This is a genomic window from Streptomyces sp. NPDC058326 (assembly GCF_042879855.1).
In the GTDB taxonomy this organism is placed as follows: Bacteria; Actinomycetota; Actinomycetes; order Streptomycetales; family Streptomycetaceae; genus Streptomyces.
The window spans coordinates 15,793-38,459 of the sequence record NZ_JBHVZO010000024.1; the positions used below are offsets into that span (position 1 = coordinate 15,793).

Annotated in this window: 19 protein-coding genes; 8 read left to right on the forward strand and 11 right to left on the reverse strand. The window is 72.3% G+C overall.

Annotation, left to right across the window (positions count from 1 at the left end; translation table 11 throughout):
* The first annotated feature begins 79 nt into the window (after window positions 1-79).
* On the forward strand, window positions 80-820 hold the full coding sequence (locus ACFVYX_RS31835; RefSeq protein ID WP_389684953.1) for a GNAT family N-acetyltransferase: 741 nt from the start codon (window positions 80-82) through the stop codon (window positions 818-820).
* A 175-nt stretch (window positions 821-995) separates the two neighbouring features.
* Window positions 996-1,208: a hypothetical protein gene (locus tag ACFVYX_RS31840; protein WP_389684954.1), complete on the forward strand. Its 213-nt coding sequence runs from the start codon at window positions 996-998 to the stop codon at window positions 1,206-1,208.
* A 100-nt stretch (window positions 1,209-1,308) separates the two neighbouring features.
* Here the strand turns inward: ACFVYX_RS31840 and ACFVYX_RS31845 are convergent, their stop codons facing one another.
* From ACFVYX_RS31845 to ACFVYX_RS31880, 8 genes are all read right to left on the reverse strand, one after another.
* Window positions 1,309-2,874, reverse strand: a complete 1,566-nt coding sequence (locus ACFVYX_RS31845; RefSeq protein ID WP_389684955.1) for an APC family permease — start codon at window positions 2,872-2,874, stop codon at window positions 1,309-1,311.
* Between the two features lie 238 nt (window positions 2,875-3,112).
* Complete coding sequence (locus ACFVYX_RS31850; protein WP_389684956.1) at window positions 3,113-4,567, reverse strand: aldehyde dehydrogenase family protein; 1,455 nt, start codon at window positions 4,565-4,567, stop codon at window positions 3,113-3,115.
* Complete coding sequence (locus tag ACFVYX_RS31855) at window positions 4,564-6,291, reverse strand: amidohydrolase family protein (RefSeq protein WP_389684957.1); 1,728 nt, start codon at window positions 6,289-6,291, stop codon at window positions 4,564-4,566. The genes ACFVYX_RS31850 and ACFVYX_RS31855 overlap by 4 nt, the downstream gene beginning before the upstream one ends.
* A 204-nt stretch (window positions 6,292-6,495) precedes the next feature.
* A complete protein-coding gene (locus ACFVYX_RS31860; RefSeq protein WP_389684958.1) occupies window positions 6,496-7,620 on the reverse strand; it encodes an LLM class flavin-dependent oxidoreductase in 1,125 nt (374 codons plus the stop codon).
* Window positions 7,621-7,727: 107 nt separating this feature from the next.
* Window positions 7,728-8,489 (reverse strand): SDR family NAD(P)-dependent oxidoreductase, encoded by a 762-nt coding sequence (locus ACFVYX_RS31865; RefSeq protein ID WP_389684959.1) that lies wholly within the window; start codon window positions 8,487-8,489, stop codon window positions 7,728-7,730.
* A 14-nt stretch (window positions 8,490-8,503) separates the two neighbouring features.
* Window positions 8,504-9,424 carry a TIGR03619 family F420-dependent LLM class oxidoreductase gene (locus tag ACFVYX_RS31870; protein WP_389684960.1) on the reverse strand — a complete coding sequence of 307 codons (921 nt, stop codon included), beginning with the start codon at window positions 9,422-9,424 and terminating at the stop codon, window positions 8,504-8,506.
* A gap of 246 nt (window positions 9,425-9,670) precedes the next feature.
* Window positions 9,671-10,903: a hypothetical protein gene (locus tag ACFVYX_RS31875; protein WP_389684961.1), complete on the reverse strand. Its 1,233-nt coding sequence runs from the start codon at window positions 10,901-10,903 to the stop codon at window positions 9,671-9,673.
* 479 nt (window positions 10,904-11,382) lie between these two features.
* Window positions 11,383-12,600, reverse strand: coding sequence for an amidohydrolase family protein (locus ACFVYX_RS31880; RefSeq protein ID WP_389684962.1), 1,218 nt, complete (start codon window positions 12,598-12,600; stop codon window positions 11,383-11,385).
* Window positions 12,601-12,766: 166 nt separating this feature from the next.
* On the opposite strand from ACFVYX_RS31880, the gene ACFVYX_RS31885 reads away from it, so the two are divergent.
* A complete protein-coding gene (locus ACFVYX_RS31885; protein ID WP_389684963.1) occupies window positions 12,767-15,868 on the forward strand; it encodes a BTAD domain-containing putative transcriptional regulator in 3,102 nt (1,033 codons plus the stop codon).
* Window positions 15,869-16,084: 216 nt separating this feature from the next.
* A complete protein-coding gene (locus tag ACFVYX_RS31890; protein WP_389684964.1) occupies window positions 16,085-16,327 on the forward strand; it encodes a hypothetical protein in 243 nt (80 codons plus the stop codon).
* A gap of 205 nt (window positions 16,328-16,532) precedes the next feature.
* Here the strand turns inward: ACFVYX_RS31890 and ACFVYX_RS31895 are convergent, their stop codons facing one another.
* Together ACFVYX_RS31895 and ACFVYX_RS31900 are read right to left on the reverse strand one after the other, a co-directional pair.
* Entirely contained in the window at window positions 16,533-17,198 is a 666-nt protein-coding gene (locus ACFVYX_RS31895; protein ID WP_389684965.1) for a hypothetical protein, read from the reverse strand.
* 199 nt (window positions 17,199-17,397) lie between these two features.
* A complete protein-coding gene (locus ACFVYX_RS31900) occupies window positions 17,398-18,942 on the reverse strand; it encodes a FadD3 family acyl-CoA ligase (protein ID WP_389684966.1) in 1,545 nt (514 codons plus the stop codon).
* 83 nt (window positions 18,943-19,025) lie between these two features.
* On the opposite strand from ACFVYX_RS31900, the gene ACFVYX_RS31905 reads away from it, so the two are divergent.
* Genes ACFVYX_RS31905 through ACFVYX_RS31915 form a run of 3 tightly spaced genes read left to right on the forward strand, consistent with a single transcriptional unit; the run spans window position 19,026 to window position 21,372 of the window.
* Window positions 19,026-20,168 (forward strand): lipid-transfer protein, encoded by a 1,143-nt coding sequence (locus ACFVYX_RS31905; RefSeq protein WP_389684967.1) that lies wholly within the window; start codon window positions 19,026-19,028, stop codon window positions 20,166-20,168.
* A gap of 5 nt (window positions 20,169-20,173) precedes the next feature.
* Window positions 20,174-20,599 (forward strand): Zn-ribbon domain-containing OB-fold protein, encoded by a 426-nt coding sequence (locus ACFVYX_RS31910; RefSeq protein WP_389684968.1) that lies wholly within the window; start codon window positions 20,174-20,176, stop codon window positions 20,597-20,599.
* Window positions 20,596-21,372, forward strand: a complete 777-nt coding sequence (locus ACFVYX_RS31915; protein ID WP_389684969.1) for an enoyl-CoA hydratase/isomerase family protein — start codon at window positions 20,596-20,598, stop codon at window positions 21,370-21,372. Before ACFVYX_RS31910 ends, ACFVYX_RS31915 begins: the two co-directional genes overlap by 4 nt.
* Here the strand turns inward: ACFVYX_RS31915 and ACFVYX_RS31920 are convergent.
* On the reverse strand, window positions 21,338-21,928 hold the full coding sequence (locus ACFVYX_RS31920) for a hypothetical protein (RefSeq protein WP_389684970.1): 591 nt from the start codon (window positions 21,926-21,928) through the stop codon (window positions 21,338-21,340). The genes ACFVYX_RS31915 and ACFVYX_RS31920 overlap by 35 nt on opposite strands.
* A gap of 126 nt (window positions 21,929-22,054) precedes the next feature.
* Here ACFVYX_RS31920 and ACFVYX_RS31925 point away from each other — a divergent pair, with 126 nt between their 5' ends.
* Window positions 22,055-22,654 carry a hypothetical protein gene (locus tag ACFVYX_RS31925; RefSeq protein ID WP_389684971.1) on the forward strand — a complete coding sequence of 200 codons (600 nt, stop codon included), beginning with the start codon at window positions 22,055-22,057 and terminating at the stop codon, window positions 22,652-22,654.
* Window positions 22,655-22,667: the final 13 nt, after the last annotated feature.

The window sequence follows — 22,667 nt, forward strand, 5'->3', positions numbered from 1 at the left end:
CAGAGGCGCCGCGCTGTTCCCGGGCGGGCGGCCCGGAAATCCGCCTGCGCCGCCCCGCCCCTGCGCCTACCGTGGCCCGGTGCTGAAGCGAATCGAGACGTACTACGACGCCGTCCCCCGGTCCTCCGCACGCGCGGAGGAGTTCGGGCCGCTGACCCTCTTCGTGCGGGAGGGGGAGGGCTGGCCCTATTACGCGCGGCCGGCCCTGGGGGCCACCGGCGAGATCCCGGTCGAGGCCGTGGAGAAGGTCCGGGCCCGGCAGCGGGAGCTCGGTGTGCCCGAGGCCTTCGAGTGGGTCGCGGAGACCACCCCGGGGCTGCGGGCGGCCGTGGAGGCGAGCGGGCTCACCGTGCACGAGCACCCGCTGATGGTCCTGGAGGGCGACGGGGCCGCCGTACCGGAGCCGGAGGGCGTCACCGTGCGGATGGTCGGCGCGGACGACTCCGCCCTGGAGAGCGCCGCCGCCGCCCCGTACGCCGCGTTCGGCGCCACCCCCGATCCTGGCGCCGCCGCGCACGTCGGCGCCAGGATCGGGGCGGGGTGGACCCGGCTCGCGGCGGCGCTCGACGGTACGGGACACGCTCTCGCGGCCGGTCAGCACCAGCCCGTCGGGCCGGTCTCCGAGGTCGTCGGCGTCGGCACCGTCCCGGCGGCGAGGCGCCGGGGCCTGGGTCTCGCGGTGACGGCGGCCCTGGTCGCGGACGCCCGCGCCCACGGGGCTGAGCTCGTCTTCCTGTCGGCGACCGACGCGGACGTGGCCCGCCTCTATGGCCGGCTCGGCTTCCGTACGGTCGCGACGGCCCTCATCGCGGAGGCGTAGGGCCGTGAGGGCAACGTGAGGGCAGGAGGACGGGCGACGAAGGGCCCTGAGGACGCGCGGACGGGCGACGCAGGACCGTGAGGGTACGGGGACGGGCGACGGAGGACCGTGCGGACGCGCGGACGGGCGGACGGGCGGTCGTAACCGGACCTGCGTCGTCCGTGTTGAAGCGGGCATGAAGAAGATCCTCACCGCAGCCGCCCTGTCCTGTCTCGCCGCGACCGGAGGCCTCTCCGCCGCCGGCACCGCGGCCGCCGACACCGGTGGGATGAACCTGCCGTCGGTCGTGCCGCTCAGCGGCGTCCTGGACCCCAAGCCCGCGCCGGCCGGTACGCCCGGCCTGCCGCCCGCCAACGCGGCGGTGGAGCGCATGCTTCCCGGGCGCTGAGCCGATCCGCCGGAGGAAGCGGAAAGACGAAGGTGGCGGGACCCCCCACGGGCCCGCCACCTTCGCGTTCTTCGGATGACTCAGGATTCGGCGCGGCAGGTCAGTCGGCGACCACCAGCGACGGCGTCTCCTTGGTGAGGACCTCGCCCCGGAAGAACGCCGGGCTCTTCCGCTGCATGACCAGCATGATCACCAGGCCGAGGAGCAGCAGGCCGACGCCGATCACGAAGACCGAGCCGACGCCGAGGACGGCCGATCCCGAGCCGTACGCCGGGTCCCACATGTCGTACAGCGTCTTGCCGAAGACGGCGGTGAGCATGAGGCCGCCGACGCCCGGAAGGATGCCCTTGACCATCAGGTTGGCGAAGGACGAGGTCAGCTCCTTGCGGAAGAACCAGACGCAGGCGAAGGCCGTGATCGAGTAGTAGAAGCAGATCATCAGGCCGAGGGCGTAGATGGTGTCGACCAGGACGTTCTCGCTGACGAGGCTCATCACCGCGTAGAACGCTCCGGTGGCGACGCCCGCCCACACGGTGGCGCGGCCCGGCGTCTTGAAGCGCGGGTTCATCCGGGCGAAGGCCGGGGGCAGGGCCTCGTACGTGCTCATCGCGAGGGCCGTACGGGCGACCGGGATGAACGTGGTCTGGAGGCTGGCCGCCGCCGAGGCGAGGACGGCGACGAAGAGCAGGATGCCGAGGCCGGAGCCCATGACCGGGCCGGCGAGGACGGCGAAGACGTTGTCGGAGGTCTCGGGGTTGCCGAGGCCGGTGCCCTCCTCGCCGACGCCCGCGTACATCTGCACGGCGATGGCGACCAGCAGGTAGGAGGCGACGATGACGACCATGGCGAGGAAGGCGGAGCGGCCGGGGGTACGGGCGCTGCCGGTGCTCTCCTCGTTGATGGAGAGGCAGGCGTCCCAGCCCCAGTAGATGAAGATCGAGAGGGAGAGGCCGGCGGTGAAGGCGGAGAAGGACTCGACGCCGAACGGGTTCAGCCAGCTGAGGGAGAAGTCGATCGAACCCGCGACCTCATCGGACTTGCTGATCGCCATGAAGGCGAAGATCGCGATGACCGTGAGCTGGAGGCCGACGAGGATGTACTGGACCCACTTGGTGGCGGTGATGCCGCGGTAGCTGATGGCCGTGGCGATGCCGATGAAGACCAGCGTGGTGAGGATGTGGACGGCCTTGTTGTCGTCCAGGGCGGCGACGCCGGCGCTACCGGTGACCTCGCCTGCGGTGAGCCAGAAGAAGGAGGTCGCGACGCCCGCGAGGTTGGACAGGACGACGATCGTGGCGACCAGCAGACCCCAGCCGCACATCCAGCCGATCTTGGGTCCGAAGGCCTTCACCGACCAGGTGAAGGAGGTGCCGCAGTCGGGCAGGGCCTTGTTCAGTTCCCGGTACGCGAACGCGACAAGGAGCATGGGCAGGAAGCCGGCGAGGAAGACGGCCGGCATCTGGAGTCCGACCTCGCCGACCGTGGGGCCGAGCGTGGAGGTCAGACAGTAGACCGGGGCCACTGTCGAGATGCCGATGACGGCACCGCCCATCAGCCCGACGGAGTTCCCGCCGAGGCCCTTCTTGCGGACGCCGTTCGCGTCGCCGGGGGCGTTGACGCCCCTTACCGTGTCTCCGGCCTGGGGCCGTGCTTCCACCTGAGTCATGAACAGGACGTTAAAGGCTGCGGTTTCCACATCCGGAGGATCGAACTCCGCCGACCTGATCAATCATCGCCTTACTTTGCGGGGGTCGAAGCGGACGCCCGCCAATGATTGAAAGATCGACGACTGGAACCGCCCGACCAACCGGTAGGTCGATCCAGCCACGTCCGATATGCGGGAACCGCAGCGGTGCCCCAAATGTCCGTTTTAAAAATTTCCCGAGGAATTTTCGAAGGCACCCTCAACCCGGCCAGACAACGGCCTGCAGCTCGCTGTACGCGTGCAGCGCGTACGAGCCCACGTCCCGTCCGACCCCGCTCCTCTTGAATCCGCCGAACGGCGCCTCCATGTTCCGTCCGATCGTGTTCACCCCCACCCCGCCGGCCCGCAGCCGGGCGGCGATCCGGAAGGCGCGGGCCACGTCGCCGGACCACACGTAGTCGATGAGCCCGTAGTCACTGTCGTTGGCGAGCGCGATCCCCTCCTCCTCGTCGTCGAAGGGAACGACCACGACGACCGGACCGAAGATCTCCTCCCGCACCACCCGCATCTCGTTGGTGCAGTCGGCGAGCAGCGCCGGGGCCACGTAGAAGCCCTTGGCGAAGTCGGGGCGCTCGCCGCCCGCCACCACCCGCGCCCCCTCCTTCCGCCCCAGCTCGACGTACGACTCCACCCGGTCGCGGTGCGCCGCCGAGATCACCGGGCCGACGACGGTGCCCCGCTCCGCCGGGTCCCCCACCTTCATGAAGGCCAGATGTCCGGTGAGCTTTCCGACCAGCCGCTCGTAGATCCCGCGCTGGGCGAGCACCCGGGTCGGTGCCGTGCAGATCTGGCCGCTGTAGAAGGCGAACGTCGTCCCGATCCCCAGGACCGCCGAGTCCAGGTCCGCGTCGTCGAGGACGAGCGCGGCGCCCTTGCCGCCCAGCTCCATCAGCTGCCGCTTGAGCTCCCGGCCGCAGACCTCGCCGATCGCCTGTCCGACCGCCGTGGAGCCGGTGAACGACACCATGTCGACGTCCGGGGAGTCCACGGCCGCCTCGCCCGCCTCCACGCCGGAGCCGGTGACCACGTTCACGACACCCGCCGGGACCCCGGCCTCCTCAAGGGCCCGGGTCATCGCGTACACGGAGAGCGGGTCCTGCGGGGCGGGCTTCACGAGGACCGTGTTGCCCATCGCGAGCGCCGGGGCGATCTTGCCGGCCGGGTTGGCCCAGGGGTTGTTGTACGAGGTGATGCAGGTGACGACGCCGACCGGGCGGCGCACCGCCACCGCGCCGAACACCCCGGCCTTCCCCATCGGGCCAGCCTCGTTGATCTGCGGGGGCAGCGCCTGCTCGACCGGTTCCATCGCCCCGCGCGCGTACCGCCGGAAGCGGGCGGCGCCCACCGCGACCTGCATCCCGCGCGCGGTGGCGGTCGTCGCGCCCGTCTCGGCGCGGGCGAGGAGCGTGTGCGCCCCGGCGTCCCTGGCCATGAGGTCGGCAGCCCGGTCGAGGATCGCCGCCCGCTCCTCCGGCTTCGTACGGGACCAGGAGCCGAAGGCCTCACGGGCCGCGGCGGCGGCCTCGTACACCTGCCGTGTGCTCGCCTCCGGCGCGAGGCCGACGACCTCCTCCGTGGCGGGGTTCACCACCTCGTAGTGGCCGCCGTCGGGCTCGACCCACTCGCCGCCGATGAAAAGCCGCTCGGTCCTCACCTGGTGCTCACCGTCCTCGTGTCACGGCCGGAGCGCAGCACCTTCCCCGGGACCGCGCCGGTCACCTCGTCGTCCCGTACCGTCTCCACGCCGTTGACCCGCACCGACACGATCCCGACCGCGCGCGAGTCGAGCCGGGGACTGGCACCCGGCAGGTCGTGCACGAGGGTCGCCGGGCCCGCGTCGATCCGCTCCGGGTCGAAGAGGACCAGGTCGGCGTGGAATCCCTCGGAGATCCGGCCGCGCTCGCGGAGCCCGAAGAGCCGCGCCGGGTCGTCGGTCAGCATCCGCACGGCCCTCTCCAGAGGCACCAGCTTCCGGCCGCGCAGGCAGTCGCCGAGGAACCGGGTCGTGTACGGGGCCCCGCACATCCGGTCCAGGTGAGCGCCCGCGTCGGAACCGCCGAGCAGGACGTCCTCGTGGTCCCAGGTCTCGCGGCGCAGCGCCCAGGAGGCCGGGTCGTTGTCACTGGGCATCGGCCACAGGACGGTCCTCAGGTCGTCGTTGGCGCAGATCTCGACGAGGCACTGGAAAGGGTCCTGGCCGCGTTCGGCGGCGATGTCCTGCACGACGCGTCCGGTGAGGTCCTCGTTCTCCTTGGAGTACGTGTCCCCGATGACGTACCGCCCGAAGTGGGCGAGCCGCCGGAAGACCCCGGCCTCCCTGGAGTCGGCGCGCCGCAGCATTCCGGCCCGCACCCCGGGGTCGCGGAGCTTCGCGATCCGTTCGGGGACGGGCAGGGCGAGGATCTCGCCCCACCCCGGGATGAGGTTGAGGGCGCAGAACGTGCCGAGCGACATGTTCATGGGGGTGAGGATCGGCATGGTGAGGGCGACGATCCGGCCGCCTGCCTCGCGGGCCCGCGCGGACGCGGTGAGCTGGCGCGGGACGCGTTCGGGGACGGCGGCGTCGATGGTGAGGACGTTCCAGTTGAGGGGCCGCCCGGCGGCGGCCGTCATCCCGACGAAGAGCTCGATCTCGTCGTCGGAGAACTGGTCGAGGCAGCCGGCCAGGATCGCCTCGATCTGGGTGCCCTCGTGCTCGCCGACGGCCGTGGAGAGGGCGAGCAGCTCGGCGGGGGCCGCGTGCCGGGAGGCGACGGGGGCGCCGTCGCCGTCGGAGTGGGTGGACGACTGGGTGGTGGAGAGCCCCCAGGCCCCGGCCGCCATGGCCTCCTTGAGGAGGGTGACCATCTGCCGCAGCTGCCCGGGCGTGGGCTGCCCGCCGACGGCGTCGGGGCCCATCACGTACCGGCGCAGGGCGCAGTGGCCGACCATGAAGCCGGCGTTGACGGCGATCCGCCCCTCCAGGGCGTCGAGGTACTCGCCGAAGGACGACCAGCTCCAGTCGACGCCCTCCTCCAGGGCCTTCAGCGCCATGCCCTCCACCTTGGACATCATGCGGCGGGTGTAGTCGGCGTCCTCGGGCCGGTCCGGGTGGAGCGGGGCGAGGGTGAAGCCGCAGTTGCCGCCGGCGACGGTGGTGACGCCGTGGTTCATGGAGGGAGTGGCGTACGGGTCCCAGAACAGCTGGGCGTCGTAGTGGGTGTGCGGATCGACGAAGCCGGGGGCCAGGACGAGACCGGTGGCGTCCTGGGTGGTACGGGCGGCCGCGCCGGGCTCGGCGAAGACGATCCGCCCGTCGCGGATGCCGATGTCCGCGACGTGGCCGGCGGCGCCGGTGCCGTCCACGACGGTGGCGCCCTTGATCAGGTGATCGAGCATGACGTTCCCTTTCTGGACGTGGACACGGGTGTGCCCCGGACCGGGGGCCGCCGCGGAACGGCCTCCGGCCGGGGCCGGTACGGGGCGGCGGTCCGGGAAGACACCACCCCGCGCTCGCACGAACGGCTCCGCCCCGCGTCCCGGTTGCGGGCGGCCGGGCGGCGGCCCCGGCGGGCGGCCGGCGCCCCGGCCGGCGGGCGCTCGTCAGGCTCCCGCGCCCTGCCGGAAGCGGGTCGTCCGGTGGACCGGGTCCGTGTCGATCTTCGGGATCACGTGCTCACCGATCAGCCGGATCGAGTTCATCGTGTCCTCGTACGAGATCCCGATCGGCAGCCCGAAGGAGAGCTGGTCGGCCCCGGCCTGCTCCCACCGCTTGCACTGCGCGAGGACCTCCGAGGGGTCGCCGCAGATCATCAGCTCCTCCTGGATGAGGAGTTCGATGATCTCGGCCGAGTACTCGGGCAGCAGCTCGGGCCACGCGGGGATCCCCTCGGGCCGGGGGAAGGTGTCGTGGTAGCGGAAGAGCAGCGACTGCAGGTAGTTGAGGCCGCCGCCGACGGCGATCTCGACCGCCTTGTCGTGGGTCTCGGCACAGATCGCGGTCGACGTCACCATGACGTTGTCGTTGACGAAGTCGCCGATCGCCCTGGCCTCCTTGATCGCGGTCTTGTAGGACTCGACGACCCACTCCATGTCGGAGACCTTCTGCACGCTGAAGCCGAGGACGCCGAGGCCCTTCCGGCCGGCCATGGCGTACGAGGAGGGGGACCCGGCCGCGTACCACATGGCGGGGTGGGACTTCCCGTACGGCTTGGGGAGGACCTTGCGGGGCGGCAGCGACCAGTGCTTGCCCTGGAAGCCGACGTACTCGTCCTGGAGCCACATCTTGGGGAACTCGGCGATCGTCTCCTCCCACAGCTCCTTGGTGTGGTTCATGTCGGTGATGCCCGGCATGAACCCGAGGATCTCGTGGGAGCCCGCGCCCCGGCCGGAGCCGAACTCGAAGCGCCCGCCGGAGAGGTGGTCGAGCATGGCGACCTTCTCGGCGACCTTCACGGGGTGGTTGACGGGCGCGAGGGGGTTGAAGATGCCGGAGCCGAGGTGGATCCGGTCGGTGGCGTGGGCGAGATAGCCCAGGTAGACGTCGTTGGCGGAGAGGTGCGAGTACTCCTCCAGGAAGTGGTGCTCCGAGGCCCAGGCGTACTTGAAGCCGGACCTGTCCGCCTGGATGACGTACTCGGTCTCCTCCATGAGCGCCTTGTGCTCGGCTTCGGGATCGGTCTCGGCGCGCTTGCCGACGTATCCCTGTACGAAGATCCCGAATTCCAAGGGGGTTCACCGTCCTCGTCGTCACCAGCATTTCTGACTAACCGTCAGATTCTTGATGTGCCCGACTGTCGCACCACGGGATGGGCGCGTCAATACCTGACGGAGCGTCAGAACAGAGTGACTCCCGCCAGCCAGCCACCGTCGATCACGAACGGCTGGCCCGTGATGTACGCCGAGTCGTCCCCGGTCAGGAAGAGCGCGAGGGCCGCCACCTCGTCCGGGCGCCCGATCCGGCCGAGCGGCACGAGCTTCCGGTACAGCTCGGCCGTCGCCGCCGGGTCCACGCCCTCCGGGTTGCTCATGGGCGTGTCGATCGCCCCCGGGCAGACCGCGTTCACCCGGATCCCCTGCGCGGCCAGCTCCAGGGCGGCGACCCGGGTGAGCCCGAGGACGGCGTGTTTGGAGGCCGCGTAGGCGCCGACCCCCGCCATCCCGGTGAGCCCCGTGTACGAGGCGGTGTTGACGATCGTCCCGCCGCCGGCCGCCGCGATCTCGGGCGCGACCGCCCGTATGCCCAGGAAGCAGCCGGTCTGGTTCACGGAGACGATCGCCTCGAACTCCTCCAGCGGAGTGGAGAGCAGCTCGTTGAAACGGAGGACGCCGGCGTTGTTGACGAGCCCGTCGACCTTCCCGAACCTCTCCTTGGCGACGCCCACGGCAGCCGCCCAGTCGGCCTCGCCCGTCACGTCCAGGTGGACGTACGCGGCCCGCTCCTCCCCCAGCTCCTCGGCCAGTGCCTGCCCGGCGTCGTCGAGCACGTCCCCGAGGACCACCTTCGCCCCCTCGGCGGCGAAGAGCCGCGCCTCCTGCTCGCCCTGCCCGCGCGCCGCGCCGGTGACGAGGACGACCCGCCCCTCCAGCTTGCCCATGGCTGCCACGCTCCTCAGTTCAGACGGGGGGCGACCTCCGTGCCGAAGGCCGCCATCTGATCGGTGAGTTCGGTACGGCTCCGGGAACGGAACCGCACCTGGATCTGGTGCACGCCCATCTCCCCGTACGCGCGCAGGGAGGCGGCGATCTCCTCCGGCCGGCCGCTCAGGGTGCGCCGGCCGGTCTGCCAGCCGGGCGTGCCGACGTACAGCGGCTCGACGATCGCGCCCACGGTGATCGGCTCCGCGATCCCGGCCTCCGCGCGAAGCCGCAGCAACCGCTGGATCTGCTCGGCGAGCCGGTCGCGCGGATCTCCCTGCGGGAGCCAGCCGTCCCCCTTGAGCGCGGCCCGGCGCACGGCGGCCGGGGAGGAGCCGCCCACCCAGAGCGGAACCCTCTCCTGCGCGGGCCGGGGCAGCTGGCCGAGGTCCTTGAACGCGAACCGCTCCCCCAGGTGCTCGGGGAACTCCTCGGGCCCGAGCGCCGCCCGCAGCGCGTCGACGGTCTCGTCGAGCACGGCGCCCCGGCGCGCGAAGTCCACCCCGAGCGCCTCGAACTCCTCCTGGACGTGCCCGGCCCCGACCCCGAGGACGAGCCGGCCGCCGGAGAGGTGGTCGAGCGTCGCGTACGCCTTGGCGGTGATCAGCGGGTGGCGCAGTCCGACGACGGCGACGTGCGAGAGGAGCCTGACCCGCTCGGTGGCGGCGGCGAGGAAGGCGAGCGTGGCGACCGGGTCGTACCAGACGGTGCTCATGGCCGCGGCGAGCCGGCGCGGGATGGCGACGTGGTCGCAGCTCGCGAGGTAGTCAAAACCGTGCGTGTCGGCGGCCCGGGCGACGGCAAGCAGATCAGCCGGCCCCGCCGTCGCCTCCCAGGCCTCCGCGTAGAGGGCGGACTGCGACTGGACGGGAAGCTGCATCCCGTAGACCACCATGGGAAACCCCCTTGCGCCCGGGTCCGGCCGGACCCGGATCTGACGGACCGTCATTTACGCGAGCGGGCCCATGCTCGTACCTGACGACTCATCAGACAAGGGGTCGGAGCCTCTCGGGCCCCTTTGGCAGCCGGCGTACGGGCGGGCACTGGAGTGTCGGGGCCTGGCCGGCCGGACACGCGTCCGCTCGGGCAGCGGGGGCTGCCCGAGCGGGGAATCGCGTGCGTACGCCGGTACGCCGGTACGTCAGGTGCTGTCCGGCGCGTCGGTCGCCGCCCTCGCGTGGCGCACCACGGCCGAGCCTGCCAGGCAGACGATGACCACGGCGCTCAGCAGCGCCACCGCCTTCGCCCAGGCGAAGGTGGTGCCGAGACTGCCGCCCAGCAGGTCGACGGTACGGGCGCTCGCGACTCCGTGGAGCGCGATGACGACGACGGCCACACCCGCGGCGGCGGCCCAGACGATCAGCGTGTCCCGGGCTGCGAGCCATACCGCGCACACCAGGCAGAGCACGGTGACGACCACGGACATCGTCTCCGCGTCACTGCCCGAGCGCAGACCCGCGAGGTCCGTCGGCAGATGGAGGAGACCGCAGGCGAACAGGGCGAGCGCCGCGGGCCAGCGCAGCGGCGACCGCAGCGCGGGAGAGGCGCTGTGGCTGCCGGGCCCGGTGGCGAGGGCACCGTCCAGGGCCGACTTCCGCTGCTTGGCGGCGCCCCGGGAACGCTTCGGGACGGTGACGACGGGGGTGGCTCCTCCGTCGGCCCCCGCGGCGTCGTCCCGGCCGGGTTCACCCTTGCCCGCGGTGGGCTGCCAGTCGCTGCTGTCGGCACCGAGGATGCCGACAAGCTGGACCACGTCCTCGATCGGCCGTCCCACCGCGGCGGCGCGCAGCGTGGTCTCGGCCTGGTGGAGGTCGTACCCCGACGCGTTGAGGAGCGCGAGCAGTTGGCGCACCTCTCCGAGGGGGCGGGTGACGGCGGCGGCGCGGAGCGCCACGTCGGCGGGGCTGGAGAGCTCGCCGGTCGCCTGGAGTCGGGCCACCAGGCGGGCGACCTCCTCCACGGGGCGCTCGGTCGCCGCGGTCCGCAGGAGCGTGTGGACCGCCTCGTCACTGGAAGCGTCCTGGGCGGGGGCGGACTCCGGGTCCGCGTCCGAGGCCTCCGGGAGCGGGTCCGCGTCCGCGTCCGAGGCCTCCGGGGCGGTCTGCGGGTCCGGATCGCCCGGCGTCTCCGGGGCGGACTGCGGCTCGGGATCGCCCAGCGCCTCCGGGGCGGTCCGCGCCTCCTGCTCGCTCGGCGCCTCAGGGGCGGTCCGCGCCTCCGGAGCGCTCGGCGGCTCCGGAGCGCTCGGCGGCTCGGGTGCGCTCGGTGCCTCCGGGACGGCCGGGACCTCCTTCGACCGTGCGGCGTCGACGTCGTGCGCCGGGCTCGCCGGGAGCACCGTCACGATCGGGGTGGCCGGTACGGCGGGGGCCACGGTCGGACGCTCGGGGTAGGGGGGCGCGTCGAGTCCCGGCGAGAAGGACGGCGGCGAGGACGGGGGCGCGGGTGCGGACGAGGCTGACGGGTACGGGTACGGGGACGGGGACGGAGAGACAGCCGACTGGTGGCCCGCACCCAGAACGGGCTCTGTGGTCGGTGCTATGTCGTCGTCCGCGGGATGGATGTGCGGGAGGTCGGGGGTCATGTCACAGGCTCCGTTCGTGAACATTCCCTGGGGCGTCCACCATGGCTGTCTGGTGATGTGCAAGAAACGCACACTTAACTACTATTAGTGCGCATTTCAGGACACCCGGCCATCAGGCGGCGGCCTTGTTCGACCAACGGGGTGACCAGCGGTCTGGACCACGGCTCGCGGGCGGGGGCAGGACCGACCCCCGGGGCCGGACGGACCCGGGGATCGCCGTACCGGTCGGACGGCCCTGGGGCGGGTCCACGCCCCTTGCCGGATACGTCCTAGGACCGCCACAGCCCTTCCGGCGTCAGGCCGAGCAGCTCGATGGCGTTCCCTCGGACGATCCGTTCGACGACGTCCGGGGCGAGGTGCCCCATCTGAGCCTCGCCCACCTCCCGCGACGCGGGCCAGGTGGAGTCCGAGTGGGGGTAGTCGGTCTCGTACAGGACGTTCCCCGCCCCGATGGCGTCGAGGTTGCGCAGCCCGAAGGCGTCGTCGAAGAAGCAGCCGAAGACATGCCCGGCGAAGAGCTCCGAGGGCGGGCGCAGCACCTTGTCGGCGACCCCGCCCCAGCCCCGGTTCTCCTCCCAGACGACGTCGGCGCGCTCCAGGATGTACGGGATCCAGCCGATCTGCCCCTCCGCGTACATGATCCTCAGGTTCGGGAAGCGCTCGAACTTGCCGCTCATCAGCCAGTCGACCATCGAGAAGCAGCAGTTCGCGAAGGTGATGGTCGAGCCCACGGCCGGCGGGGCGTCGGCGGAGGTGGACGGCATCCGGCTGGAGGAGCCGATGTGCATGGCGATGACCGTGCCGGTCTCGTCGCAGGCACGGAAGAAGGGGTCCCAGTGGTCCGTGTGGACGGAGGGGAGCCCGAGGTGCGGCGGGATCTCGGAGAAGGCGACGGCCCGGACCCCGCGCGCGGCGTTGCGGCGCACCTCGGCGGCGGCGAGCTCCGGGTCCCAGAGCGGGATGAGGGTGAGCGGGATCAGCCGCCCGTGGGCCTCGGGACCGCACCACTCCTCGACCATCCAGTCGTTGTACGCGCGGACGCAGAGCAGCCCGAGCTCGCGGTCGCTCGCCTCGGTGAAGGTCTGTCCGCAGAAGCGGGGGAAGGTGGGGAAGCAGAGCGCGGACTGGACGTGGTTGACGTCCATGTCGGCGAGGCGGTCGGGGACGGAGTGGGATCCGGGCCGCATCTGCTCGAACGTGATGACTTCGAGGCGTATCTCGTCGCGGTCGTAGCCGACGGCGGTGTCGAGCCGGGTGAGGGGCCGGTGCAGGTCCTCGTAGACCCACCAGTCTCCGATGGGCCCGTCGTCGCCCTTCGCGCCCATGACCGGGGCGAACTTGCCGCCGAGGAAGGTCATTTCCTTGAGGGGCGCGCGGACGATGCGAGGTCCGGTGTCGCGGAAGCGGGACGGGAGCCGGTCCCGCCAGACGTGCGGGGGCTCCACGGTGTGGTCGTCCACCGAGATGATCTTCGGGAAGGTCTCCATGGTTTTCACGGTAGCGCCGATCTGACGACCCGTCAGCTATCGTGCCGTACTACGGTCGCGCAACAGCCGTACTACGGGCCCACAACGGCCGACCCGATGCTGACGGACTCCCTCCGGACAAGGCAGACTGTCCTGGGCGAAACCAGCGGTACGGGCAGGGGGAGCTATGGACCGTGAGGACGGAGCGCGAGTTCCGGTACAGCGGGCTCCGAGGACACGCGCGGGCGCGCGTGCCGAGTCCGGCACGGGCGCGGGCAGAGGTCCCGCCGCGAACGCGGACACCACCGCGGGCGGAGCCGCGGGCACGGCCGTGGACACCGCGAAGACCGCCGGCGGGACCACGAGGGACGCGGACACCACCGCCGAAACGACCACCACCACCGGGCTGCGCTTCGCCGTGCTCGGGCCCGTGCGCGCCTGGCGTGACGGCGAGCCCGTGCCCACCGGCTCGCCCCAGCAGCGCGCCCTGCTCGCCGCCCTGCTCCTGCGCGGCGGGCGTACCGCCACCGCCTCCGAGCTGATCGACGCCCTCTGGGGCGAGGAGTCGCCCTCGCAGGCCCTCGCGGCCGTACGGACCTACGCCTCCCGGCTCCGCAAGGCCCTCGACCCGAAGGTCCTCGTCAGCGAGTCCGGCGGGTACGCCCTGCGCACCGAGGCGCTCGACCTCCGCACCGCGCAGGACCTCGCCGCCGAGGCCGAGAAGCTGCGGGCCGCCGGGGACCGCGCGGCCGCCCGCGACCGGCTCGCCGAGGCCCTCGACCTGTGGGACGGCGAGGTGCTGGCCTCCGTACCCGGCCCGTACGCGGAGACACAGCGGACCCGCCTGGAGGAATGGCGGCTCAGCCTCCTCGAGAGCCGCCTGGACATCGATCTGGAGGTCGGTGCGCACGCCGACGCCGTCTCGGAGCTGACCGCGCTGACCGCCGCGCACCCGCTGCGCGAGCGGCTCCGCGAGCTGCTGATGCTGGCGCTGTACCGCAGCGGCCGGCAGGCGGAGGCGCTCGCCGTGTACGCCGACACCCGCAGGCTCCTCGCCGACGAGCTCGGCGTCGACCCCACGCCCGAACTCTCCCGGCTCCAGCAGCGCATCCTGCAGGCCGACGCCGAGCTCGCCCGCCCGGTCGAGGAGGCCGCCCCGGCCGCCGCGCCCGTCGCGCGCCCCGCCCAGCTCCCGGCGACCGTGCCCGACTTCACGGGCCGTGCCGCGTTCGTACGGGAGCTCGGCGCCCGGCTCGCCACCGCCGAGGGCCATGTCATGGCCGTGTCGGCGCTCGCGGGCATCGGCGGCGTCGGCAAGACGACACTGGCCGTGCACGTGGCCCACGAGGCGAGGCCCCACTTCCCTGACGGCCAGCTGTACGTGGACCTCCAGGGCGCGGGGAACCGCGCCGCCGCCCCGGAGACCGTCCTCGGCTCCTTCCTCCGCGCGCTCGGCACCCCGGACTCGGCGATCCCGGACTCGCTCGACGACCGGGCGGCGCTCTACCGCTCGACGCTCGACGGGCGCCGGGTCCTGGTCCTCCTCGACAACGCCCGGGACGCGGCCCAGATCCGGCCCCTGCTGCCCGGCACCGCGGGGTGCGCGGCCCTGGTCACGAGCCGCATCCGGATGGTGGACCTGGCGGGGGCGCACCTGGTGGACCTCGACGTGATGTCCCCGGAGGAGGCACTGCAGCTCTTCACGAGGATCGTCGGGGCGGAGCGGGTCCAGACGGAACGCGAATCCGCCCTGGACGTCGTCGCCGCGTGCGGCTTCCTGCCCCTGGCGATCCGCATCGCGGCGTCCCGCCTGGCGGCCCGCCGTACGTGGACGGTGTCGGTCCTGGCGGCGAAGCTGGCGGACGAGCGGCGGCGTCTGGACGAGCTGCAGGCGGGCGACCTCGCGGTCAAGGCGACCTTCGAGCTCGGCTACGGCCAGCTGGAACCGGCCCAGGCCCGCGCCTTCCGCCTCCTCGGCCTCGCCGACGGCCCGGACATCTCGCTCGCGGCGGCGGCCGCCGTCCTCGACCTCCCGCTCCGGGACACGGAGGACCTCCTGGAGGCCCTGGTCGACACGTCCCTCGTCGAATCGGCGGCCCCGGGCCGCTACCGGTACCACGACCTGGTCCGCCTCTACGCGCGTGCGTGCGCGGACCGCGACGAGCAGCCCCCGTCGGAGAAGGAGGCGGCCCTGTCCCGTCTCCTCGACTTCTACCTGTCGACGGCGGCACGGGTGTACGCGATCGAACGCCCCGGCGACCGACTGGTCGACCACCTGGAACCGACGGCCTACGAGGGCCTGACCTTCACGGACCGCCACGAGGCCCAGGACTGGCTGTACGCGGAGGCGAACTGCCTCCTGGCCACGGTCCGCCAGTCGGCATCGTCCCCGACGACCCTCCGCAGGGCGGTGGACCTGCTGTGGGCGTCGCTGGACCTCGGGGAATCGGGTGCGAACTCCAAGGAGTTCGAGGCGACGGGCGTCGTCGTGCGCGAAGCCGCCCGCACCCACGCGGATGCCAGGGCCGAGGGCCGTGCGCTCATGGTGCTCGCGGGTGTCCACCACACGGCGGGCCGCTTCGAGGAGGCGGACCGCGACGCCGAACTCGCCCTGCCCCACGCGGACCGGGCCGACGATCCGGTGCCGGCCTGCTGGTCCGCCAACGCCCGGGGCATCATCGCGCTGTACCAGAACCGCTTCGCGGAGGGCGAGCAGTACCTCACCGAGGCGATCGAACGCTTCCGTGGCATCGGGGACGAGCCGGGGGAAGCGAGCGCCCTGTGCAATCTGTCGCGCATCCACCTGGCCACCGGCCGTACGTCGAGCGCCATCGCCCTCGCCCGGCAGGGCACGGAGATCTACGACTCGATGGGACACGCGCTGCGGGGCGCCAACGGGCGGTACGCCCTCGGTCTCGCCCTCACCCAGGACAACCAGCTCGCCGCGGCCGGCGAGCAGCTCCGCGAGGCGCTGGCGGTCTTCGCCGACAGCAGGCAGCGGCTCTGGGAGGGCATGACCCTCTTCCGGCTGTCCGAGGTGGACCTCGCCGCACGTCGGCACGCCCAGGCCGCGTCGAACGCCGAGATGGCCCTCACGGTACTGCGCGGCATCGGGGGAGAGTGGCGGCGGGGCAACGTCCTCACCGTCCTGGGCCGGGCCCTCTTCGGCATCGGCCAGAGTGGCCGGGCCCTGGTCTGCTGGCAGGAGGCGCTCGGCATCTTCGACGATCTCGGGGCTCCAGAGGCCACCGAGGTCCGGGCGCTGCTGACCCCCGCAACGGCCGCCTAGACCACTCTGGCCAGTACGTTCATCGTTCGTTTATCGCCGACCGGCATGCTTTTCCCATGACGATCCGCCGCGTCGGGGGGCAGACGGGTCGCCGATGAGGGTCACAGCCCCTGAGTACTAGGGTGATCGGCCCCGGAGATTCGTCCAGCGGTCCACGGGGGAACGGCTGGACGAATCTCCTCACATCCCGGACATCACACGCAGGAGTTGACGAGCATGACCGACCCGATCAAGCAGGACCCGATCATCAAGCCCATGGACATGCACGCCACCTCGGAGCCGGCGATCGACGCGATCACCGACAAGATCACGGGCAGCCGCGACGAGACGGTCACCACCAAGGACATGCACGCCACGACGGAGCCGGCGATCGACGCGATCACCGACAAGGTCACCGGCGGCGGCGCGGAGACCATCACCACGATGGACATGCACGCCACGACGGAGCCCGCCAAGTAGACCATTCCCGACGGGGAACGGCCGCGGCGGCGACTTCGGGGGAGCCGCCGGGGCCCACCAGGGAGGTCCGGTCGACGGGGGAGCACACGGGTTCGGGGGACACCCGGCGGAACCAGGGGGGATCCGTCCGGGCAGGGCCCGTGCGCAACGCGATCGGACCACCGCACCAGGAGGGGCCGGGCATCTGCCCGGCCCCTTCGGTCTGTCAGCGGGCGTAGGAGCCGAGGCCGATCAGGCAGTACACGTACTCGCTGACGACGGCGCCGTTCATGGTGTAGCGGTGCGAAAAGGCGTACTGGGTCTTGGGGTTGGAGTTGCAGTTGTCCATGTCCGAGGTGAAGGGGAAGGTCTGGATCACCTTGTAGTGCGCGTCGGACGCCGAGCAGGAGACCTCCTCGACGTCGTCGACGGTCTGCGCGGTCGTCGAGTCGGGGAGCGAGCCGTTGAGGCACGTGCCCTTGTCGTAGGGGTCGGGCTCCTCCTCGGTCGGGGTGGGGGCGGCGGTGGCCGTGGGATCGAGGTCGAAGGTGGGGAACGGCGAGTGCGAGAACGTCGGCACCGGGCCGGGGCCCCTTGAGCCGGCCGTGTCGTCCCCGTCGTCCGACAGGAGGGACACGCCGCCGATGATCGCGCCGATGACGAAGAGCGGGACCAGACACCCGAGCACGCCGGACTTCTTGGCGGGCTGCGCCCCGGCGACCGTGATGCGCAGGTACACGGTTCCGTCGCCGAGCCGGGCCGCGACGAGTTCGCCGTGGCGGCAGGGGCGGACGGTGAGGTGGGCGGGGCCGGTCGGCAGCTGGACGGTGATGATCACGCCCTGGGCCGCCTGCTGGGGGGTGAGGGTGAGGGGGATCTCTTGCGTCGACACCGGCTGCTCCTGGAGAGGGGTAGGTGAAGGACTGCCCATATGACGTGTGTGAAAAGGGAGTTGGTTGCGGCCGCGGCGCCGCAGGGGAACCCGGCACGCCTCACAGCGGCGCCGCCGGGGCGCCCGGCACGCCTCACCGCAGCACCGCCGGGGCGCCCGGCACGCCTCACCGCAGCGCCGCCGGGACACCCGGCACCCCTCACCCCCTCGCCCGCAGCTCCCCCTTCACCACCTTCCCGCTCGCGTTCCGCGGCAGCTCCGGCACGAACTCGACCTCTCTCGGCACTTTGTAGTTCGCCATCTCCCGCCGGGACCAGGCGATCAGGTCGTCCGCCGTGACCCGCGCCCCCGCCCTCCGTACCGCGTACGCCTTGCCGACCTCCCCGAGCCGCGCGTCGGGGACGCCGATCACGGCGACGTCCGCGATGTCGGGGTGGAGGCCGAGGAGCTGCTCGATCTCCGCCGGGTAGGCGTTGAAGCCGCCCACGATGAACATGTCCTTGAGCCGGTCGGTGATCCGCAGGTTGCCCGCCTCGTCGAGGACGCCGATGTCGCCGGTGCGGAGCCAGCCGTCCTCGTCGATCGCCGCCGCAGTCGCCTCCTCGTCCTCGAAGTAGCCGCTCATCACGTGATGACCCCTGACCAGGACCTCACCGGTCGGCGAGAGGCGGACCTCGGTGCCGGGGATCGGGCGGCCCGAGGTGGCGGCGACGGTCTCGTCCGGGTCGTCGCGGCGGCACATGGTGACGATGCCGCTGGCCTCGGAGAGCCCGTACGCGGTGAGGACCGTGCCGACGCCCAGGTCGGTGCGGAGCCGCTCGACGAGCCGGAGGGGGACGACGGCCGCGCCCGTCACGACGAGGCGCAGGGTGGACAGGTCGTGGGCCGGGCGCGCGGGGTGGTCGAGGAGGGACTGGTGGAGGGTGGGCGGGCCGGGCAGGACCGTGATGCGTTCGGCGGCGATGTTGGCGAGGACGGTGTCGACGGTGAAGACGGACTGGGGGACGATCACCGCGCCCCGCATCAGGCAGGCGAGGATCCCGGCCTTGTAGCCGAAGGTGTGGAAGAAGGGGTTGACCACGAGGTAGCGGTCGTCCTCCCGGAGGCCGGCGAGCGCGGACCAGATCGCGTAGCAGCGCAGGCTCTGGGCGTGGCTGATGACGGCGCCCTTGGGGCTGCCGGTGGTGCCGGAGGTGTAGATGATGTCGGAGGGGGCGGTGGGGTCGATCTCCTCGGCCCGGGCGCGGACCCGGTCGGCGGGGACGGTGTCGCCCTCCGCGAGGAAGGCCTTCCAGGTGGTCCACTCCTCGGGCGCGGTGTCGCCGAGGACCACGACCTTCTCCAGGTGCGGCAGCGGGACTCCGGAGCGGCGCAGGGAGGCCACGTACGAGGTCCCGAGGAAGGTACCGGTGACGAAGAGCAGCCGGGCCCGGGAGCGCTGGAGGACGTGGGCGGCCTCGGTGCCCTTGAAGCGGGTGTTCAGGGGGACGAGGACCGCGCCGGCGGTGACGGCGCCGAGGGCGGAGACGATCCAGTCGAGGGTGTTGGGGGCCCAGACCGCCACCCGGTCACCGGTCCGGATGCCGGTGGCGAGGCAGGCGGCGGCGGCCCGTTCGACGCGGCCGCCGAGTTCGGCGTAGCTGACGCGGGTGCGGCCGTCGACGACGGCCTCCCGTGCGCCGTACCGCTCGGCCGCCGCCCGTACGAGACCGGGGATCGTGCCCCACTCCAGGTCGCCGCGCATACCCAACCTCCTGTAGCTGACTATCCGTCAGATTAGTTGTAACCTGACGCGCTGTCAGCACCGCTGTCGCACCGGGAGGTTCCGTGCTCAAGGACGCCACCGCCATCGTCGGGATCGGACAGACCGCCTTCGCGAAACAGCTCCCCGAGACGGAGAAGACCCTCGCCTGCCGAGCGATCCTCGCGGCCCTCGACGACGCGGGGATCGCCCCCTCCGAGGTCGACGGCTTCGCCTCCTACACGATGGAGGAGACCGACGAGGTCGAGGTCGCCAAGGCCATCGGCGCCGGAGACGTCACCTTCTTCTCCAAGGTCGGCTACGGCGGCGGCGGGTCCTGCGCCACCGTCGGCCACCTCGCCGCCGCCGTCGCCACCGGGCAGGCGAGCGTCGGCGTCGCCTGGCGGTCCCGCAAGCGCGGCAGCGGCCCACGGCCCTGGAAGAACACCGCCGTCCAGCTGCCCACCCCCGGCCAGTGGACCCGCCCCTTCGGGCTGCTCCGCCCCGCCGACGAGATCGGCATGCTCGCCCGCCGCTACATGCACGAGTACGGCGCCACCCGCGATCACCTCTTCAACGTCGCCCTCGCCTGCCGCAACCGCGCCAACCAGAACCCCGACGCGATCATGTACGAACGCCCGCTGACCCGCGAGATGTACATGACCGCCCGCTGGATCAGCGAACCCCTCTGCCTCTTCGACAACTGTCTGGAGACCGACGGGGCGCTGGCGTGCGTGATCGTCTCCGCCGAACGGGCCCGCGACTGCCGCCGCAAGCCCGTGTACGTCCACTCCGCCGCCCAGGGCCTGCCCGCCCAGCACCACGGCATGGTCAACTACTGGAACGACGACCCGCTCTCGGGCCCCGCCTGGACCGCCGCCCGCCACCTCTGGAAGAACGCCGACTTCGGCCCCCAGGACGTCGACGTCGCCCAGATCTACGACGCCTTCACCCCGCTCGTCCCGCTCTCCCTTGAGGGCTACGGCTTCTGCGGGCGCGGCGAGGGCGCCGCCTTCACCGAGGGCGGCGCGCTGGAGATCGGCGGCCGGCTGCCCCTCAACACCGGCGGAGGAGGGCTGAGCGAGGCGTACGTCCACGGCTTCAACCTCATCACCGAGGGCGTGAAGCAGCTCCGCGGCACCTCCACCGCCCAGGTCCCCGACGCCGCCACCTGCCTTGTCACGGCAGGCGAGGGCGTCCCCACATCCGCCGTCCTCCTCAGGAGCTGATCCCGATGCTGACCCCCGTCACCGACGAGGACGGCGCCCCCTTCTGGGAGTACGCCGCCCGGGGCGAACTGCGCGTCCAGAGCTGCGCCGACTGCGGCGAGCTCCGCTTCCCGCCCCGCCCCTGCTGCCCGCACTGCCAGTCCTTCGCGAGCGCATGGCGCCTGATGTCCGGACGCGGCCGGATCTGGTCGTACGTCCTGCCCCACCCGCCGCTCCTGCCCGAGTACGCCGCCCAGGCCCCGTACAACGCGGTGCTCGTCGAACTCGCCGACGCCCCCCGCATCCGCCTCGCCGGCAACGTCGTCGCCGCCCCGGACGCCCCCCTGAACTCGGTCGACCCGGCCCGGCTGCGCATCGGCGCCCCCGTGAAGGTCGCCTTCACCGAGACCGGCGGTCTCGCCGTCCCCCGCTGGCTCCTGGAGCGCGGATGAGCATCCGGGTGGAGCGCGACAAGGAGACCGGGGTCGCCGTCGTCACCCTCGACCGGCCGGAGAAGCACAACGCGCTCACCCTGGACATGGCCCGCGAACTCGGCGCCGTCTGGGGCGGCTTGCGGTACGAGGACGAGATCCGTGCGATCGTCGTCACCGGGGCCGGGGTACGGGCCTTCTGCACCGGCATCGACCGGGAGGCCGCCGGGAACGTGCCGCAGCCCTCCTCCCCGTACACGATCGACGACCCCCTCCTCACGATCGGTCCCAAGGCCAACGACCTGTGGAAGCCGGTGGTCGCCGCCGTCGAGGGCATGGCCTGCGGCGGGGCGTTCTACCTGCTCGGCGAGGCCGAGTTCCTGATCGCGGGCGAGGACGCCACCTTCTTCGACCCGCACACCACCTACGGGATGGTCAGCGCCTTCGAGACCGTCCACATGGCGCAGCGGATGCCCCACGGGGAGATCGCCCGGATGGCGCTGATGGGCGGCGCGGAACGGATCTCGGCCCGGCGGGCGTACGAGACAGGTCTTGTCAGCGAGGTGACGGCGCCCGGCGGGGCGCTGGCCGCCGCCCGCGGGGCCGCCGTCGTCATCGCCTCGTACCCGACGGAGGCCGTCCAGGGCACGGTCCGGGCGCTCTGGTCGGTGAAGGAGACGGCGAGGGCCCGGGCCCTCGCGCTCGCGCCGCACCTGGTGACGCTGGGGAACCTGCCGGCCGACCGGCAGGCCGGACTGTTCACGACGAGGGCGAAGGGCTTCCGGACGCGGTAGGGGTCGTGGCGCCGTCCCGCCGGCGCACGTCGTACACCCAGCAGTTCTTCACCCGGCCGACGGCCTTCGGGGACTTCATCGCGACCTCGAAGGTCTTCTCCTCGTAGCTGCCGACGGTGACGACGGCCACGGCCGAATCGACCGCGGTCCCCGAGGCGCCCTTGAACTCCAGCGTCACCTCGTACGTCCCGGGGAGCGCGTCGCGCGACGTGATCCTCAGGTTCGCCGTGGTGTCCGCCTTGCGGGCCGGCCTGCCCTTGCGCTTCTTCTGCGCGGGCTTCACACAGTCGACGACCACGACCTCGACCAGCGCCCCCGAGGGAGACGGGCTCGCCGTGGCCGTGGAGCCGCTGCCCGAACCGCTGTAGTCGTCGTTGTTCTTCTCGTCGCTGGAGCAGCCGCCGCCCGAGTCGTCGTCCGAGCGGCTCTTGCCGCTCTTGCTCTTGCCGCCGCCACCGCCACCACTGCTGCTGCCGCCCTTACCGGTCTGGAAACCGGTCAGCGCCAGCACCACCACCGTGAGCGTCGCCGCGAGCTTCAGGCGTGTCCGTACCATCACCGCTCCCCGCCGTCCCTGCCGTGTCCGCGCCACTTTCTCACGGCGCTTCCGTGCTGCCTGGCGGGCCCCCCGCACCCGGCGTAGCGTCGGAGACGAGAGCCGACCGTCAAGGAGGCCGCACCGATGATCCGAAACGTCGCCGGCTCGGTCCTCGCTCTCGTCGGAGCGGCGGCCGCCGTCTGGAGCCCCTTCCGTGCCTGGTACGACGGCCGTCACGGCCGCGATTACGCCATCGGGGACCTGTTCACCGGCATCACCGGGGACAAGGCCGACGTGTTCGGGTCGATCCTGCTGCCCTTCCTCTTCGCCGCGCTCCTCGCCCTCGTCGGCGTGGTGCTGCGCTCCCGGCTGCTCGTGGCCCTCGCCGGGGTCGTCGTCCTCGGCTTCACGATCCTGTGGATGGTCCAGGTCGGGCAGGCCGAGGGCAGCCTCACGGTCGGCGGCGACGGCTCCGGGCTCGGCGACGGCGTCGCGATCGCCCTCTGCGGCGGGGTCCTGCTGCTGATCGGGGCGCTCGTCATGGCGGGCAGGCACCGCAGGCGCCGGGTGGACCGGCACCCCCGGCACCCCCGTCCGCCGCTCGACGGCCCGCCGCAGGACGCGGCGCCCGACGGGCCGCGCGACCACGCGCGGGACTCGGAACCGTACGCGCCGACGCGGACCTCCGATGTGCCGGACCGGGACCCGGACCGGGAGAACCCGCCGCCGAAGAACACGCCGTAGGGCCTGTTGTCCG

Bases quoted from the DNA above. Each gene is read 5' to 3' on its own strand.
- ACFVYX_RS31840 (WP_389684954.1), top strand. From the start codon at position 996: ATGAAGAAGATCCTCACCGCAGCCGCCCTGTCCTGTCTCGCCGCGACC.
- ACFVYX_RS31845 (WP_389684955.1), bottom strand. From the start codon at position 2,874: ATGACTCAGGTGGAAGCACGGCCCCAGGCCGGAGACACGGTAAGGGGC.
- ACFVYX_RS31855 (WP_389684957.1), bottom strand. From the start codon at position 6,291: ATGCTCGATCACCTGATCAAGGGCGCCACCGTCGTGGACGGCACCGGC.
- ACFVYX_RS31865 (WP_389684959.1), bottom strand. From the start codon at position 8,489: ATGGGCAAGCTGGAGGGGCGGGTCGTCCTCGTCACCGGCGCGGCGCGC.
- ACFVYX_RS31870 (WP_389684960.1), bottom strand. From the start codon at position 9,424: ATGGTGGTCTACGGGATGCAGCTTCCCGTCCAGTCGCAGTCCGCCCTC.
- ACFVYX_RS31880 (WP_389684962.1), bottom strand. From the start codon at position 12,600: ATGGAGACCTTCCCGAAGATCATCTCGGTGGACGACCACACCGTGGAG.
- ACFVYX_RS31885 (WP_389684963.1), top strand. From the start codon at position 12,767: ATGGACCGTGAGGACGGAGCGCGAGTTCCGGTACAGCGGGCTCCGAGG.
- ACFVYX_RS31890 (WP_389684964.1), top strand. From the start codon at position 16,085: ATGACCGACCCGATCAAGCAGGACCCGATCATCAAGCCCATGGACATG.
- ACFVYX_RS31900 (WP_389684966.1), bottom strand. From the start codon at position 18,942: ATGCGCGGCGACCTGGAGTGGGGCACGATCCCCGGTCTCGTACGGGCG.
- ACFVYX_RS31910 (WP_389684968.1), top strand. From the start codon at position 20,174: ATGCTGACCCCCGTCACCGACGAGGACGGCGCCCCCTTCTGGGAGTAC.
- ACFVYX_RS31915 (WP_389684969.1), top strand. From the start codon at position 20,596: ATGAGCATCCGGGTGGAGCGCGACAAGGAGACCGGGGTCGCCGTCGTC.
- ACFVYX_RS31920 (WP_389684970.1), bottom strand. From the start codon at position 21,928: ATGGTACGGACACGCCTGAAGCTCGCGGCGACGCTCACGGTGGTGGTG.
- ACFVYX_RS31925 (WP_389684971.1), top strand. From the start codon at position 22,055: ATGATCCGAAACGTCGCCGGCTCGGTCCTCGCTCTCGTCGGAGCGGCG.